Source organism: Bradyrhizobium sp. BRP20 (assembly GCF_020194215.1).
In the GTDB taxonomy this organism is placed as follows: Bacteria; Pseudomonadota; Alphaproteobacteria; order Rhizobiales; family Xanthobacteraceae; genus Bradyrhizobium; species Bradyrhizobium yuanmingense.
In genome coordinates, this window is record NZ_JADYVY010000040.1 from 1 (window position 1) to 14,236 (window position 14,236).

Annotated in this window: 9 protein-coding genes and 6 pseudogenes; 8 read left to right on the forward strand and 7 right to left on the reverse strand. The window is 58.7% G+C overall.

From position 1 onward, the window contains the following. On the reverse strand, positions 1–461 hold a 461-nt coding region (locus I6F33_RS37095), incomplete at its 3' end, for a transposase (RefSeq protein ID WP_225143826.1). Positions 462–1,043: 582 nt separating this feature from the next. On the opposite strand from I6F33_RS37095, the gene I6F33_RS37100 reads away from it, so the two are divergent. After that, a complete protein-coding gene (locus I6F33_RS37100; RefSeq protein ID WP_225129232.1) occupies positions 1,044–1,226 on the forward strand; it encodes a hypothetical protein in 183 nt (60 codons plus the stop codon). A gap of 635 nt (positions 1,227–1,861) precedes the next feature. Here I6F33_RS37100 and I6F33_RS37105 read toward each other — a convergent pair. Both I6F33_RS37105 and I6F33_RS37110 read right to left on the reverse strand, forming a co-directional pair. Further along, positions 1,862–2,873, reverse strand: a pseudogene (locus tag I6F33_RS37105) (IS110 family transposase). A gap of 89 nt (positions 2,874–2,962) precedes the next feature. Beyond that, positions 2,963–3,232, reverse strand: a pseudogene (locus tag I6F33_RS37110) (transposase); the annotation flags it as partial. 80 nt (positions 3,233–3,312) lie between these two features. On the opposite strand from I6F33_RS37110, the pseudogene I6F33_RS37115 reads away from it, so the two are divergent. The 4 genes and pseudogenes from I6F33_RS37115 to I6F33_RS37130 all read left to right on the forward strand — a co-directional run. Then, positions 3,313–3,558 (forward strand): annotated as a pseudogene (locus I6F33_RS37115) (IS110 family transposase); the annotation flags it as partial. A gap of 19 nt (positions 3,559–3,577) precedes the next feature. Beyond that, positions 3,578–4,267 carry an IS110 family transposase gene (locus I6F33_RS37120; RefSeq protein WP_225143829.1) on the forward strand — a complete coding sequence of 230 codons (690 nt, stop codon included), beginning with the start codon at positions 3,578–3,580 and terminating at the stop codon, positions 4,265–4,267. A gap of 512 nt (positions 4,268–4,779) precedes the next feature. Beyond that, on the forward strand, positions 4,780–5,136 hold the full coding sequence (locus I6F33_RS37125) for a hypothetical protein (protein ID WP_225129228.1): 357 nt from the start codon (positions 4,780–4,782) through the stop codon (positions 5,134–5,136). Next, positions 5,133–5,702: a hypothetical protein gene (locus I6F33_RS37130; protein WP_225129226.1), complete on the forward strand. Its 570-nt coding sequence runs from the start codon at positions 5,133–5,135 to the stop codon at positions 5,700–5,702. The genes I6F33_RS37125 and I6F33_RS37130 overlap by 4 nt, the downstream gene beginning before the upstream one ends. A gap of 41 nt (positions 5,703–5,743) precedes the next feature. On the opposite strand, the gene I6F33_RS37135 is transcribed toward I6F33_RS37130, so the two are convergent. From I6F33_RS37135 to I6F33_RS37145, 3 genes and pseudogenes are all read right to left on the reverse strand, one after another. Next, positions 5,744–7,042: a hypothetical protein gene (locus I6F33_RS37135; protein WP_225143831.1), complete on the reverse strand. Its 1,299-nt coding sequence runs from the start codon at positions 7,040–7,042 to the stop codon at positions 5,744–5,746. Positions 7,043–8,155: 1,113 nt separating this feature from the next. After that, positions 8,156–8,914 carry a glucose 1-dehydrogenase gene (locus I6F33_RS37140; protein ID WP_225143833.1) on the reverse strand — a complete coding sequence of 253 codons (759 nt, stop codon included), beginning with the start codon at positions 8,912–8,914 and terminating at the stop codon, positions 8,156–8,158. Between the two features lie 1,271 nt (positions 8,915–10,185). Beyond that, a pseudogene (locus tag I6F33_RS37145) lies at positions 10,186–11,010 on the reverse strand (IS701 family transposase); the annotation flags it as partial. Positions 11,011–11,095: 85 nt separating this feature from the next. Here I6F33_RS37145 and I6F33_RS37150 point away from each other — a divergent pair. The 3 genes and pseudogenes from I6F33_RS37150 to I6F33_RS37160 all read left to right on the forward strand — a co-directional run bounded on the left by I6F33_RS37150 (position 11,096) and on the right by I6F33_RS37160 (position 13,500). Next, a complete protein-coding gene (locus I6F33_RS37150; protein WP_225143897.1) occupies positions 11,096–11,548 on the forward strand; it encodes a transposase in 453 nt (150 codons plus the stop codon). Next, the gene (tnpB, locus tag I6F33_RS37155; RefSeq protein WP_225145743.1) at positions 11,545–11,901 is read left to right on the forward strand and encodes an IS66 family insertion sequence element accessory protein TnpB; all 357 of its coding nucleotides are present in this window, start codon (positions 11,545–11,547) and stop codon (positions 11,899–11,901) included. The genes I6F33_RS37150 and tnpB overlap by 4 nt, the downstream gene beginning before the upstream one ends. A gap of 122 nt (positions 11,902–12,023) precedes the next feature. Continuing rightward, a pseudogene (locus tag I6F33_RS37160) lies at positions 12,024–13,500 on the forward strand (IS66 family transposase). Between the two features lie 14 nt (positions 13,501–13,514). On the opposite strand, the pseudogene I6F33_RS37165 reads toward I6F33_RS37160, so the two are convergent. After that, positions 13,515–14,044 (reverse strand): annotated as a pseudogene (locus tag I6F33_RS37165) (IS701 family transposase); the annotation flags it as partial. Positions 14,045–14,236 lie beyond the last annotated feature (192 nt).

Here is a 14,236-nt window from a genome sequence, read left to right on the forward strand (position 1 = left end):
TCCCCGGGGGCTACTCGACCGACCGTGACCCGCTTGAGGTCCTGGCTGCGCAACGCGCCGGCCTCGTGTGCCACCCGCAAGCTCTCGGCCAGCAACAGCTCCAGCTTGTCGCCGAGCCGCTTGCGCCGGTGGCTCAGGTCCGAGCGCTCGTGCGGGAATGCGTGCTGGAAGAACTCTTCGCCGGTAAAGTACTGGAAATATGGGTCGTGGACCCAGCGCTCGCACACCCCCTCATCGGACAGCCCGTAAATGTGCTTGAGCAACAACAGCCCGATCATGAAGCGGGTTTCAATCCCCGGTCTGCCGTTCTCGCTGTAGAGCGGGGCAATCTCCCCGTCGATCCAGTCCCAATCGATCCTGCCGGCAAGCAGAACCAACTCGTGCTTCATGTTGATGATCTGATCCAGCCGTGCCCGGAACAGATCGTTCGATCCCGTCGTCTTATGCTTCTTCGGCCGCATCGTCCTCCGGCGCACCACAGAAGCACGGTTCACAACGGAGAGGAATCCACAAAACGAATTTGCAAGGTTTGCGGCGTCCAAGCATCAAATCCCTGCAATCTCAAACGCCATCAAATCCCAGAAACAGACTCCCGCTCAATCGCTTAGAGGCTTGTTCACGGGCGACAGTGTAAGTCGCACCATGGATGCGCGATCCCTCCCAGCGTCGCGCAGAGTTTGCTGCTGAGACACTGAATCGGCGCTGGCTTGCGACTGTTATGCCCGAACCATCAATGACAAGTTGGATCCGTGCGCCTCAGCTCCCACAACCTGCTTGGCAGCACAGCCGAGAGTTTTCCCAGAGCATCGTGTCCGGATTACAACTAAACAATTCGCGTGACATAGCGACAGCGTGCCCTTTTTTTTGGCACCGACAGAACCACCAGCGCCGAGCTCTCCAGGTTGCGGCGTCGACGCAGCGTGCCTGTAGGTCATCAAGAAGACGACATTTGACTCGTGCTGCCAAGCAAAAGCGATCTGACGATCTGTTCGAATTCGACCGCGAAAGTGCACTGTGCGTGGCCGCCGGCACGGACGCACCTGATGCGCAATTCAGACGACCGGCTCTACTTGGTCGAAGAGCAGCACGAACCGGGAGAGCGTGAGGTCGTCACGGCGATCAGTCAGAAGCGTGCAGTGGTTTGGCTGATCGCCAACCCGGCCCGTCGTCGTGGTGCGGCTGCCTCTGATCGTAAGCACGCCGAACGCCCTTTGTCTGGTGTCTAAACGTCTTCATTGTTCTCGAGGCAAGTGGCCCAGGCGGGCTGCGTTTCGTTGGGTGAATTGCTACGCGGTCTCCTCAGCTTTCAGTCAGCTAGCGCCGATACAAAGCCGATGGGTTTGGCGAGGCGCGGCAGCCCGCTAAACTCGACGGCAGCGTGGGTGTAGCAGGATACGGGCCTTCATGCCTCCCTGGCTAACCGACTCCGAGCCGCGCCCGCGCTGCTTCCGACTGGTGGGCCGGGATCAAGTAGTTAGGCTCGTCCTCCGACGACGATGATCTCCCGGCCTGCTTCTTCCGCTGCTTTGAGGCTGGCCGGTGTGGGAGTTGGCGGCTCGTGGCAGGGACAGCTGACCTTGCCCCCATATGTGGAACGGCCCGCGAGGCAAGAGCTTTTTCAGTCGATTTCACACATTGGGACGGTGCGGTTATATGTCCGGCCTTTGCGCGCGGCACATGGCCGCTGGCCTCGATGAGATCCGCGAAACGAGGAGCCAAATCAAGTTTGCGCGCTTGAGCGCATTGGGGGCAGTGGCTTCACTCGTCTCGGGATTTCGTCCCATGGGTTCATCGCCTGTCGTTGCACCTTGCCCTCTGCCGGCCTGCGCCGGTCAGATCGTTGTGACGGTCATTGCGTTCATCAGTCGGCTACCGCGGTAATCGCCAGTGGGTCGGGACGCCGATAAGTCCCGCCCTTGTTTAGAAGCGCCCAGATGATCCGCGCCGTCTTATTGGCCTCCGCGACCGCGACAACTTTGAAAGGCCGTCTGGCAAGAAGCGCCTTCAGCCACGGCCGGCTCAGCGCGTCGTTTCGGGCAACCCGCAAGACGGCCGTTGCCCCGACGACGAGGAGAGAGCGGAGCTCCGGATTCCCCATCTTTGATATCCGCCCCAGCCGCTCTTTGCCAGCCAGGCCGCGAAGTGGCGAGCTGACGTGAACCCTCCGGGGTCTGGCACAAGCGCCTTAATGGTCGCCGCTGTAATGGGGCCGACGCCAGAAATCGTGGTCAACCGACGCATGTCCTCGTCGCGCTTGCCTCCACAATAATTGCGCGCTCGAGCCTGTCGATCTGGTCCGCTGCAGCTTCGATCTCATCGGCAATCGCCATCAGGGCGAAGCGCGCCGCTGCGGGCAGGCGGACATCTGTCTTGTCCCGCACGATCGCAATCAGCGCCTCAACCTTTGCCATGCCGGCGGCGGCGATGATCCCCAATTCGGCCAAATGCGCGCGCAGCGCGTTAACCGTCTGCGTTCGCTGCCGCACTAGAAGAGCGCGGGTCTTCAGCACCATCGCGGCAGCCTGTTGCTCGGCTGTCTTAATCGGCACGAAGCGCATGGTCTTTCGGGTCACCGCTTCGCTGATGGCCTCCGCGTCCGCCGCATCCGTTTTGCCTCGCTTGACGAAGGGTTTAACATAAGCCGGGGGAATGAGCCGCACCTCATGACCGAGAGCTGCGATCTCGCGCGCCCAATAGTGGGCGCTACCACATGCTTCCATCCCCACCAGGCACGCTGGCAGCTTCTCAAAGAGACGCAGAACTTCGCTGCGCCGTAGCTTCCGGTTGAACACGGGTGAGCCCTCGGCATCCGCCCCATGAACCTGGAAAACGTGCTTGGCCAGATCCAGCCCAATGGTGATAACCTGCTTCACGGAACGGTCCCTCCTTTGTGGTGTTCGAACAACGACCACGTTCTAGCACTTTGATGCTGTTGGAGCGGGCCGTTCCACCACATCAAGTTTTATCCATTCCTGAGTTCGCTCCGGTCGTTGGATTTGCCCGGTTGGGCGGTGGGAGCGACGGCAGCTGGCGCGGAGCCTTCGGCATAGCGCAGCGCCAGATCCCGGCGCGGGTGACAGGTGAAGGCGAACTCGGAGGGCGTTTTCCATCCGAGCTGCGAGTGGGGTCGGGCATCGTTGTAATCGGCCCGCCAGCATCCGAGAGCCATGCGAACCTGGGCCACTGACGTGAACAGCGTCTCGTTCAGCAATTCATCCCGCAGCTGGCCGTTGATGGGGAAGACGGCCCCGCTCCCTCGGCGCCGGCGATATACTGGCGATGGACGAACCCGCTTACAGGAGCAATTGACCAATGGAAGCCGCAACAATTGGGTTGGACATTTCGAAGCACGTGTTTCACATCCATGCAGTTGATGCCCAAGGCCAAGTGGCCGGTCGCCAACGCCTCCGGCGAGGCGAGATCGTGTCGTTCTTCTCCTCGCTCGCACCTTGCCTGGTCGGCATCGAGGCCTGCGCGACTGCTCACCACTGGGCGCGGGAGATTCGGCAATTTGGGCACGATGTCAGATTGATTCCGCCAGCCTATGTTAAACCCTACCTACGAAGAGGAGCCAAGAATGACGCCGCTGACGCGGCCGCGATCTGCGAAGCGGAGTCGTCCCAATATGCGGTTCGTTCCAATCAAGAGCGCCGAGAACCAGGGCTTCTTGATGCTTCATCGTGCAAGAGGCTTGCTGGTCCGCCAACGCACCATGACAGCTTGCGCCATTCGGGCTCACTTTGCTGAGTTCGGAATCATTGTCGGGCAAGGCCGGCAACGGGTGGACGGTCTGGTGGACTTGTTGGATGACGAGGAACTGACGCTACCGGCCCACGCCCGCATCGCGCTGGCCGTCCTTGTGAGCCAGCTGAAGGAATTGGACCGGCAGGTCGAGGCCATTAAGCGCGAACTGGCTGAGATCCAGCGAGTAAATCCGATGGCGAAGTTGCTGTCCTCGATTCCCGGGATCGGTCCCATTACGGCCACGGCTCTCGCCGCGACCGTGCCGGACGCGACCATGTTCCGCTCCGGGCGGGAGTTCGCGGCCTGGCTTGGCCTGACGCCTAAGCAGAATTCCACCGGCGGGAAGGATCGACTCGGCCGGATTACGAAACAGGGCGATTCCTATCTCAGGCACTTGCTTGTCATCGGAGCACGCAACGTCGTTCGGTACCCAAAGGCACGCGGCTTCTTTTGCGGATCGCGAGTGGCGCGATCCAGGCAGCGTGATCTCCTTTTGATGATACCCGCTGCGCGACCGATCTGATTCCACATCAGCGAAATTCTGGGACTGTAGGAAAACAAGTTTTTCACAACTTCAAACTCAGCAACGGATACATAGGAGGCAGGGACGGGGGGCATGGGCCGACCAATCCTGGTAGGCGCCTGTTGGTCTTTTCGGGGATACAATCCGGGACCCTTGTGTGGGAAAGATATGACTGAACGGCGTGTGCTCTGGTTGTGTTGCGGCGTCGGCTTCTGTCTCGCCTGCCAGAGAGGCTAGCGTGCGGGCGACGAATTCGCGCAGACAGCAACCGCGTTATCAGTTGGGGGGGGCAAATCCGCTGGACGAGCACTGGCAGAAAGCAAACCCGCTGCTTCCGCTGGTCTTGATCAGAGCTTGCGATACGAACCAAGATCTTGGTCTGCGGACGTGGTTTGTTTGAACCGGCTCTGGTGTAGTTGTGCAGGCTGGATGAAACTCGTGGAGTAATCTAGAAAGGCTAAGTTATGGCCACGCCACATCTAATGCTTCCAATCGAGGTATCGGCGGACCTGATGAGGCATCTGTCGCCAGATCGCGCGCAGGCGGTAGTTGACATCATTAGAAACTCCTCGCCATCTCTCATAAGCCAAATGAAATCTTTGAGGCTCATTCTCGGCGCCGATGTGAACGCAGTCGCTCTTGAGGACAAGGTGCCGAGTTCAGGCTCCAAAATGGATCGCTACGACTGGTTCTTCTTGGTCCAGCGTATCCAAAAAGATTCAGACCTTGCCGGATTGGTGGCGCTTCTTCGGACTATGAGTGGATGCGCCGCACTTGTAAGCTCCAAGAGCGTCCTAACAGATGTTGAGGAAGCGATCCTGGGCGAGGCCGTTCAATCGATTGTAGAAAACTACGGAGAACGAACATGACTGGCCCTATGAAGTACGAGGAACTTAGGAGGGCCCATGCCGGTGAAGCCCTCACCAACTGGATTACTGGTCATCAAGGCTTGTTCGTACTCTGCCGTGAACTCGAGCGCAGCCTCAAGCTAATGGAACGTGCTATTTCAGCCGACAATCATGTGGCCACTGCTCGTCAGTTTCAGCGGTTCTCATCAATAACCAGGGCGTGTGCAGTCGCGTTCAAGGTTGCCGGCAATATGTCCAGGAACGACTACGAGAAACACGTGGTCGTTCCGATGCTCGGCGTGGATGAGGCCTTCACAGGACTTTGGGCTCGCGACCATTCCTCGATGTTGCAGCAACTGCGTTCCACCTTTGCGAAGTTGCGCGGCTTCGAAGCGGAACGAGCAGCCATAAAAATGCTGACCGCCGTGATGGTCAAGCAACACGAGCGCGTTTGCGAGCGCTTTGCGAAGGGCCGGCCCAGTCTGAACGCTCAAGCCCGAAGCGGAATGGCAGCGGATCGTCCAGAAGGCTACTTGCTTATTCGTGAGCGATTTGGACCGCGGCACGTGCAGTTGATCGACTCATAGCGAATATGATCGGCCACCTGGAGTGAGCAACACGCTCCCGATCAATGGTTCGCCGAACTAGGCGCCGTTTGGCTGCCAATGAATAAGCCGGCGTCAGTCAACGCTTTTACGTAGGTCTCGTGATGGTGAAAGTCGTGCTTGAACTGCTCAAGGTTGTCGAGCTCATCATGCCAATTTTCTGCTGATAACTCTCCTTTGAATGTCGATTTCAGCATCTGCATGATGGCAGCTCGTTGCTCGACCGGAAGCTTGGCAATTGCCGAGTTTAGATATCCACCCGGCCCGAGTTTTACCTCAGTTGAGGTATAAACACCGGCCGCACGAACAGCGTCGATCTGGATCGGTAGGCTCACCCTGCAATTCGGGAATATCCATGCGCGGTAGCGATGCAATGCGAGAAAGTAGATCGATGCGAAGAATGCAAAATAGCCGTCGATCGGAAGAGTGCGCGCTGGTCTTTTGTCGGTGCGCGGCGTAGTAATGTTGTTCCAAGTTGGCATGCCTACGATAATAGGATCACCGGGCTGGTACGAACTTTCCAGATATCGGGCGTGATCTACGGTTGCAATTATCTCGAACCCGATATTTGGATTTAGGCCTAGCATTGCTCCAACTGAAGCCGATAAGCCTTCCCGTAGCGCGCGATCCTGGCTCTCCAACCGGAAGCGGTATCCATCACCATTCTTCACGACCTTGTAGTTGTCATCGATGCCGCGAGCCTTGGGACCCTTCGTAATGTGGGAGTTATAGACTTCATGGTCATAAGTCTCCTGCCACATGATGATGCCGTCAGCGCCGGCGTTCTTCAGGCTTCTATAATGCCGTGACGTCAGCGCCATCGTGCAAAACAGTACTCTGTTTGCGAGACTTCCGCCCATTATCTGCCTTACTCGTTGAACAAGGACGGGAAGCTGATCTCTTACGAATTTTACATCATCGCCACCAACAAGTTCGATGTGCTGGAAACCCTTCGCGAGTAGGTACTCAACCTGCACGACAATGAGCCGCTCGTCCAGGCTTATCCGGCGCATCTCATTGTTGTCGGAGCGCCAGCCACAGAAATTACAATCAGACGCGCAGCGATTTGTTACCTCCACCGGTGCCATCGAAACAACCAAGCCGCCATAAATCTTGCGACGGACAAATTCGGACTTTGCAAGAACTTTGTCGCGAATGGCCTGGAACTCGGTTGAGTGGATCGCGTTCACGAGTGAATTGAGCTTCGCGTAGCTGAGTGACTCGCTCTCCGCTTCCTCCAGTATTGCCTCGACTTGCGGCACTGTTGGGATGTCATGATTCTCGGTAAGGTCGAGAAAACGCTCGCGGTCGATTTTATACATGGTTCACGCCCTGTGAAGGGAAGCTGTTTTCGGTCAGAGCTCAGAGTTCTTGAATAGTTCGGCAAGCGCAAAGTGGGCTCCCAGTTTTAGGAGTAAGGCCCCAGGCAGCGCCATCAATCGAATTGCCGCCGACGAGTAATTGTGATGGAAGCATCATATGGCTGGAATCATCTACTACCAAATGTTGTAGAGTTGAGGTCCCAAGGGAGAACGACCAACTGTGCCGCGGAATCTGCCAGGAGAAATCGCCCTTCGCAGTGCTTCGACCTCGCTCGAGGGACATTCACTCGACATCGTCCGCTTCGGGTTCTATCGGTATCGTTGACGGCCTCGAAGCTCTGCGAGCCCTTCCCTGTTGCGGATGATCAATACACTCCGCGCCTCCGGCGGGTCGAACATAGGGCGATCAGGCCAGCCTAGCTGTCCTCTCACCGATGACATTTCTAGTGAGCGGAACCTGCGACTTGTCTATCAGGCGCCGACACCGCGAATTTGGTGAGACCCTGCGCGGGACTGCCGAACTCGCCGTCGATCGTCGCGGACACGCCGCGGTGAGCTGCGTCATCCAACTACAACAGCGATTGTGAGAAACTTCACGATACAACCTCGGCCTGAGGCTTAGGTTAGGGTGCATCGAGTAGTGCTACGGATGTGCTGGCCCCTATTTGGTCACCACTTTGCATGTCCCGCAGCGATAAGCGATCGAGGCATCTTCGGGTTTCGCTTCCCTCGGAGTTTCAAAAGCGGGAGAAGCACATGGTGGGACGTCTTCCAGAACGTCGGATTGATCTAAAAGCGCGGCTCGAGAGTGGCGGGCCGCGCAAACGTCTTGCCATAGACGGGGGCGGAATCCGAGGGGGCCTCTCGTTGAAAATTCTAGAGGAAATCGAGCGGTTGCTAACCAAGGCAAGCAACCGCGCCAGACTGTCGTCTGGCGGACTATTTCGACTATGTCGCCGGAACCAGCACCGGCGGCCGCGCCGGAGAGCGCCGCCAAGTCTTGCTGTCCACACCAGCGGGCTTGCGGGGGCGAGCATAGGCTTCGTAGTTCCCACTGCTGTACTACATCGCAACCTCAGATCTTGTTTTATGTGACAATTGATCAGCTGCTAGTCAGAAGATGCTTTCGGGCGCCTGACACTTGTACGGGACGCCGATCGTCAGACCGCCATCGACGACGATTTCGGAGCCCGTAAGATAAGAGGACTCGTCACTGAGCAGGAACAACACTACCTGTGACACTTCCGGCGGCTCGGCTGCCCGCCCAAGCGGAATGGGAAAACTGGAAGAATCGAAGTCCTTTGTCATCCAGGTGTTGATTAACCCCGGATGGACTGAGTTTATTCGAACCCCAGACGCAGCGGCCTCCAAAGCAGCGGACTTGGTAATGCCCCGCACGCCGAACTTGGAAGCAACGTAGGCGTGAAGCCCTGCACTACCCCTCAGCCCCTCGACCGACGAGATGTTGACGATCGAGCCTCCGCCCGCGCGGCGCATGGCCGGCAGGGCAGTCTGCATTCCCAAAAATACACCGGTGAGATTGACAGCAAGGGTCTTCGTCCACTGCTCAAGCGGAAACTGCTCGATAGGAGCAATACTGACTATGCCGGCATTGTTGACGAGGCCATGCAGCGCGCCAAACTTGCTCTCCGCAGCCGCGATCGCTTGGCACCATTCCTCTGGCTGAGCGACGTCTTGACGCAGATAGATCGCGGATGTGCCAAGGCCGGCCGCGAAAGCCTCGCCTTCTTTACGAAGAATATCGGTGATCACGACTTTAGCTCCCTCCGCTACCAGCAGGCGCGCATGAGCGGCCCCCATCCCTCGAGCCCCGCCGGTCACCAGAATGACTTTTTCGCTGACACGTCCCATAATTTCGCTTCCTCGAGAGTGTGTGGGTGCAAGGTCTTTGCGACATCCACTATGCACTATGTCAATCGCCCCCTGGTCGATCTGCTGTGTCCCGCTGCGATGCCCAAAGGCTGTGCGTAGTGCCGTGTAACTCGGCGTGAAAACCAACTCGATAACGATTCCACGTCGTGGACACGCGTCCGCCGTTCATACATTACCGTCGGAGTGTTGAATTGGCATCATGACATTGGGCCACCTTGTTGAGCCCGACGAATCACGACCGAGTTTCCTCCGGAAGATGCGCGTGGACTGCAGGCGACGCAACGCCGGTTCCGCACAGATGCACGTACTGAGCTCTTCGTGGCTGGCCGCGGGAGTGGGGCGCAGAACGCATGAGGTTCTCCGAGTCTTGCGAATTGGAGTATCCATCCTGTGCAATCGACGCGCCGAGAATCTCGTACGAATGCAAACTCACGCAACTCTTGCACAGTTGCTACAGCTGTTCCGATCTTCTTACGCGACCTGGGTATCCGCTAGCATGCGTTTCGGGCCATGCACAGCGATAGCGTTTCGACATTAAAGCTTAGTCGAGCCTCCCAAAACTGCGAGGCGTGCGAACTCGTCATGCGTTTATGTCCCAATTGATCATGTCGGACTTTCGACATTCCGCGTGGCCAATCAAACAAGGGGGAAGGCAACAGCAGAAGAGGCGACGGTTGTCGGCGGCCTTCTCGTACATCTTCATCCGAGCGAGTCCTCTAACACCGAATGAGGTGCTTGGCATCGACGTTGCATGCGACAGATAGAGAGGCCTATCGAGTTATCATCATCGTCGGTGAGCATACTTCACGGGAATGAACGCACGATCGTCAAGCTCATTCTGCACCACAGAATTGAGGTGCAGCGCGCAGAACTGTACGCGTCGTCGGCGAGACGATCATGATCAGCGCTCTATGAGCCGAGGGATCACCGAGCTGCATTGGAGGTTGCATCATCGAGGTTGCATCATCACAGTCTCTTCAGGATGCTTCAAAAACCGAGCACTGTTGCTGAGATGAGTTAGCTGAATCTACAGTTGCGTCCAAACACTCCAAGAGCGAGGAGGAATGCGATGCCCGAGGTAAAAGGTATTCCTCTTGATGCGCCTCTCTACCGTGGGAGCAGAGACCGTGGCAGCGCGTTTCTCGGCTGCCAAGCCATAAACCTTGTATTCAGCGTGGGGAGCGAGGTGTCCTCTCTACTACCGAAGGGATTAGCACTACTTTGGCAGATTTGGTTTGTGCTGTGGTTTTTCACAAATTCGTCTTCTGCAGTGCGGGCATCGCTGCGATGGCGGCCGGAGAATGAGATCGACGATGGCGTGGCGTACGGCGGGCATGGTTGGTTGAGGCGGAGGCCCATTGATTCTTTTTTTTCCGTCCCGCATGTGCGAGGCGACGGTGCTGCAAGAAGGCGTAGGCAATCATTGTCATCAGGGCGTGGCGATGAAGACCCTGCCATGATCGCCCTTCGAAGTGATCAAGCCCAAGCTCCTCCTTCAACTGCTGATGCGCCTGCTCACAAATCCATCGTGCCTTGATGGTGGCGGCCAGTGTGCGCAGATCCGTCGCCGCAGGGAGGTTGGCGAGATAGTATTTCTTCTCCCCTGAGGCACGCTGCTCGCCAATGAGCCAAGCTTCGTCGCCCGGGAGATGCTGCTGACCCTTATCCCAGATTCGCTGCGGAGGGCCGTCGGCGGTGCGGACACGGAGAGCAGCAAATCGGGCTTTCAGCCGACCTTTCGTCCCGCTGCGCCAACTCACGGTTTTCCATTTGGCGCTCGCCAGCATGTGTTCTGCCGCAATCGATAAGATATCCGGCACGTGGTGCTTTCGTGGTTTCCCGCGGACTTTGGTAATCGGCCAAATGAGCTTCACATCAACCGGATACACCTTGAGGTGCCGAGGGATGCCGACGGCCCAGGCCAATCCGCGTTCTGTTAGCCCTTGTCGAAATGGTGCGCTGAGCCCGTATCCTGCATCCGCCAGCACACATCCAAAGCGCACGTTGGCTGCCATCGCTCGATCAACCTCAGCCAAAGCGATTTCTGGCTTGGATCTTGCCGTTCGGTGTTCGATCGTAAGCGCCGTTCCGCTCCCACCTTCTCACGGCACATGGGATAGGCGAGTTTCACGATCTCTTTGAAGGGATCGGCTTGTGTCTATGCTTGACCATACGCTTAAGTCGGACGTGACGGCGCGCCGGCTGGAAGTGATCACGGAGACGGGACGCCGTCGTTGGTTCTCCAAGGACGACAAGGCCCGGATTGTCGAGGAGACGCTGGTCGCAGGCGCGGTCGTTTCCGAGATTGCCCGGCGACACGGGCTGACCCCACAACAAGTGTTCACCTGGCGCCGGCAAGCACGCCGGCAGCCGGCGCCGATGGCGGACGATCCGCAGTTTGTACCGGCGGTGGTAGACGCCATGGCACCAGTCGCGGTTGCTGGCCATGAGCGCAAGACAGCGCGACGTAAGGCCAAGCCGGATGTCGGGGCTCGCCGTTGCGATGCCGGGTGCATCGAGATCGAAGCCGAAGGCGTCACGATCCGGGTCGGCCGAGGCGCGGACGTGGCGATGATTGCGGCCATCCTCCATGCGCTGAAGGCAAGCCGGTGATCGGCCCGTCCGGAACTGTCCGGGTGATGGTGGCAACCAAGCCGGTCGACTTCCGCAAGGGAATGGAGGGCCTGGCTATGTTGGTGCGCGAGCACATGAAGGCCGATCCGTTCTCGGGTGCTGTTTATGTGTTCCGTGCCAAGCGGGCGGACCGGATCAAGCTGATTTTTTGGGATGGTACGGGTTTGTGCCTGTTCGCCAAGCGGCTCGAGGAAGGCGTCTTCCGCTGGCCGAAGATCGAGGACGGCGTGATGCGTTTGTCGACGGCGGAATTGTCGGCGTTGCTCGAAGGGCTCGATTGGCGGCGTGTTCACGCGGCACGGGAGACGGTCGTCCCGACGCAAGCCGGATAATTGTGGGCCGCGCTGCGGCGAAGTGAATCAGGGGCATCGAGCACGTCGTCAGGCGGGCGCGAATATGCTCTGATTTGCCTGTGAGCGATAACCTTCCTGATGATCCCGAGACGCTGAAGGCGATGCTGCTGGCCGAGCGGCATGAGAGCGAGCGGCTGCGCCAGATCATCAAGGAATTGCAGCGTCATCGCTTTGGCCGCAAGGCAGAGTCGCTTCCCGAGGAGCAGATGCTGCTAGGCCTCGAGGACGTCGAACAGGTTGCGGCCTGTACAGAAGCCAGCCAAGACGAGACAGCTCCGGAAGGCCGGGCCGAACGGGCGCGCAAGCGCCGCAACAATCGCGGAGCACTGCCGGCGCACCTGCCGCGGATCGAGGTCGTCGTCGACATCGACGACAAGATCTGCCCCTGCTGCCAGGGCGAACTGCATCGGATCGGCGAGGACAGGAGCGAACGGCTGGACATGGTGCCGGCGCAGTTCCGCGTTGTCGTCACCCGGCGCCCCAAATACGCCTGTCGCCTGCGAGGACGGCGTCCTGCAGGCCGAGGCTCCGGCCCGGCTGATCGAGGGCGGACTGCCGACGGAGGCAACCGTCGCCCAGGTTCTGGTGTCCAAATATGCCGATCATCTGCCGCTTTACCGGCAGGCCCAGATCTATGCCCGCCAGGGCATCGCTCTCGATCGATCGACGCTGGCGGACTGGGTAGGGCATGCCGCCTTCCATCTGCGCCCGCTGCATGAGCGCCTTCTCACGGTGCTTCGCGCGAGATCCAAACTGTTCGCCGACGAGACGACGGTGCCGGTGCTCGATCCTGGTCGAGGGCGCACCAAGACCGGCCAGCTCTGGGCCTATGCCGCCGACGACAGGCCCTGGGGCGGCCTCGATCCGCCCGGCATCACCTATGTCTATGCACCCGACCGCAAGGCCGAGCGGCTGTTCAGCCATCTTGCCGGCTTCAAGGGCGTCCTGCAGGTCGATGGTTACAACGCCTATCCAAAGCTTGCCGAGCGTGGCGAGGTCGAGCTTGCCTTCTGCTGGGTGCACATGCGGCGCAACTTCTACGAACTCGCGACAGCCGGACCGGCGCCGATCGCAAGCGAGGCGCTCAAGCACATTGCCGCATTCTATGCGATCGAGAAGGAGATCCGCGGCCGCAGCGCGGAGGAGCGCCGCCTCGTGCGGCAGCAGAAGAGCCGACCACTGGCCCATGCCTTCGAGGTATGGCTGCGCGCCAAACTGGCTCTCATCAGCCAGAAGACCAAGCTCGCCGACGCCATCCGCTACGCCCTCTCGCGCTGGCAGGGACTGACGCGCTTCATCAATGACGGCCGCATCGAACTCGACAACAATACCGTCGAACGATCAATCCGTGGCATCAAGCTCAGTCGCAAGAACGCGCTGTTTGCCGGATCCGACGGCGGTGCCGAACACTGGGCTGTCGTCGCGTCCCTGGTCGAGACTTGCAAGCTCAACGACGTCGATCCGCTCGCTTATCTCACCAACGTCCTGACCAGGATCGTCAAAGGGCATCCCAACCGCGACATCGACCAGCTATTGCCCTGGTCCTACCGCGCTCAAGCCCTCAAAGCCGTGGCCTGAGCACGACGCTTACGTTCGATCGGCACCCGAGCACGCATCAAACGAGACACATTGCCTGTCCAACTCTCGGGCAGAAAGAGACGCAATGCGACCATCACGGGCACTTCGCCGCGCGCAAGGGTCAGCGACACCAGCGTTTGGCAATTTGCCGTTTTGCCAAGAGAGGACGCATATTGAGCCGCGACACCAACCGAGCGTTCGCCCTTTTTCGGCATTGCGGTGTCATCAATGACTAATACCGCATCCTTGCCGCCGACAAGCCGATCCGCCTGGTTGAGCAGCTCAGATTCCAGCGGTGATGCGTCCCAGACACCTTCGGCGATGAAATGGTGCAGCTGATCGTAGTTGCCGGTTGCAAGGCGTTCTGCCATCGGCTGAACGCTCTTGCGATCGCCCGGGCCGATCAATCCCGCAACGTACAGGGGACACATCCGCTGCCGGTCTTATGACCCAACCGGTCCAGGAACGGCTTCAGCCAGCGTTCGAGTTCGTCTTCCCATTCCGCCATGGTCAGCCCTCCAAGAGCCGACCACCCATGAATCATTGAAAAATCGATTCGGGAATCCTAATAAAGAGCCCAAATCCAACAATCTGCCAAAGTAGTGCTAGCATTACAGTTGCATCTTCCTGAAGGTTCTGAATCCATGGGCGACCATGATTCGGGATCTGATGATTGGTGGCGCGTCAGTTGAAGATACGCTGACGCTGTGGGCTTCGGCGTTGCGAGATATCAAGC

What these genes read in the sequence shown, in the direction of transcription:
- I6F33_RS37100 (WP_225129232.1), top strand. Translation starts at nt 1,044, where the DNA reads ATGCGCAATTCAGACGACCGGCTCTACTTGGTCGAAGAGCAGCACGAA.
- I6F33_RS37120 (WP_225143829.1), top strand. Translation starts at nt 3,578, where the DNA reads ATGACGCCGCTGACGCGGCCGCGATCTGCGAAGCGGAGTCGTCCCAAT.
- I6F33_RS37125 (WP_225129228.1), top strand. Translation starts at nt 4,780, where the DNA reads ATGAGGCATCTGTCGCCAGATCGCGCGCAGGCGGTAGTTGACATCATT.
- I6F33_RS37130 (WP_225129226.1), top strand. Translation starts at nt 5,133, where the DNA reads ATGACTGGCCCTATGAAGTACGAGGAACTTAGGAGGGCCCATGCCGGT.
- I6F33_RS37135 (WP_225143831.1), bottom strand. Translation starts at nt 7,042, where the DNA reads ATGTATAAAATCGACCGCGAGCGTTTTCTCGACCTTACCGAGAATCAT.
- I6F33_RS37140 (WP_225143833.1), bottom strand. Translation starts at nt 8,914, where the DNA reads ATGGGACGTGTCAGCGAAAAAGTCATTCTGGTGACCGGCGGGGCTCGA.
- I6F33_RS37150 (WP_225143897.1), top strand. Translation starts at nt 11,096, where the DNA reads ATGCTTGACCATACGCTTAAGTCGGACGTGACGGCGCGCCGGCTGGAA.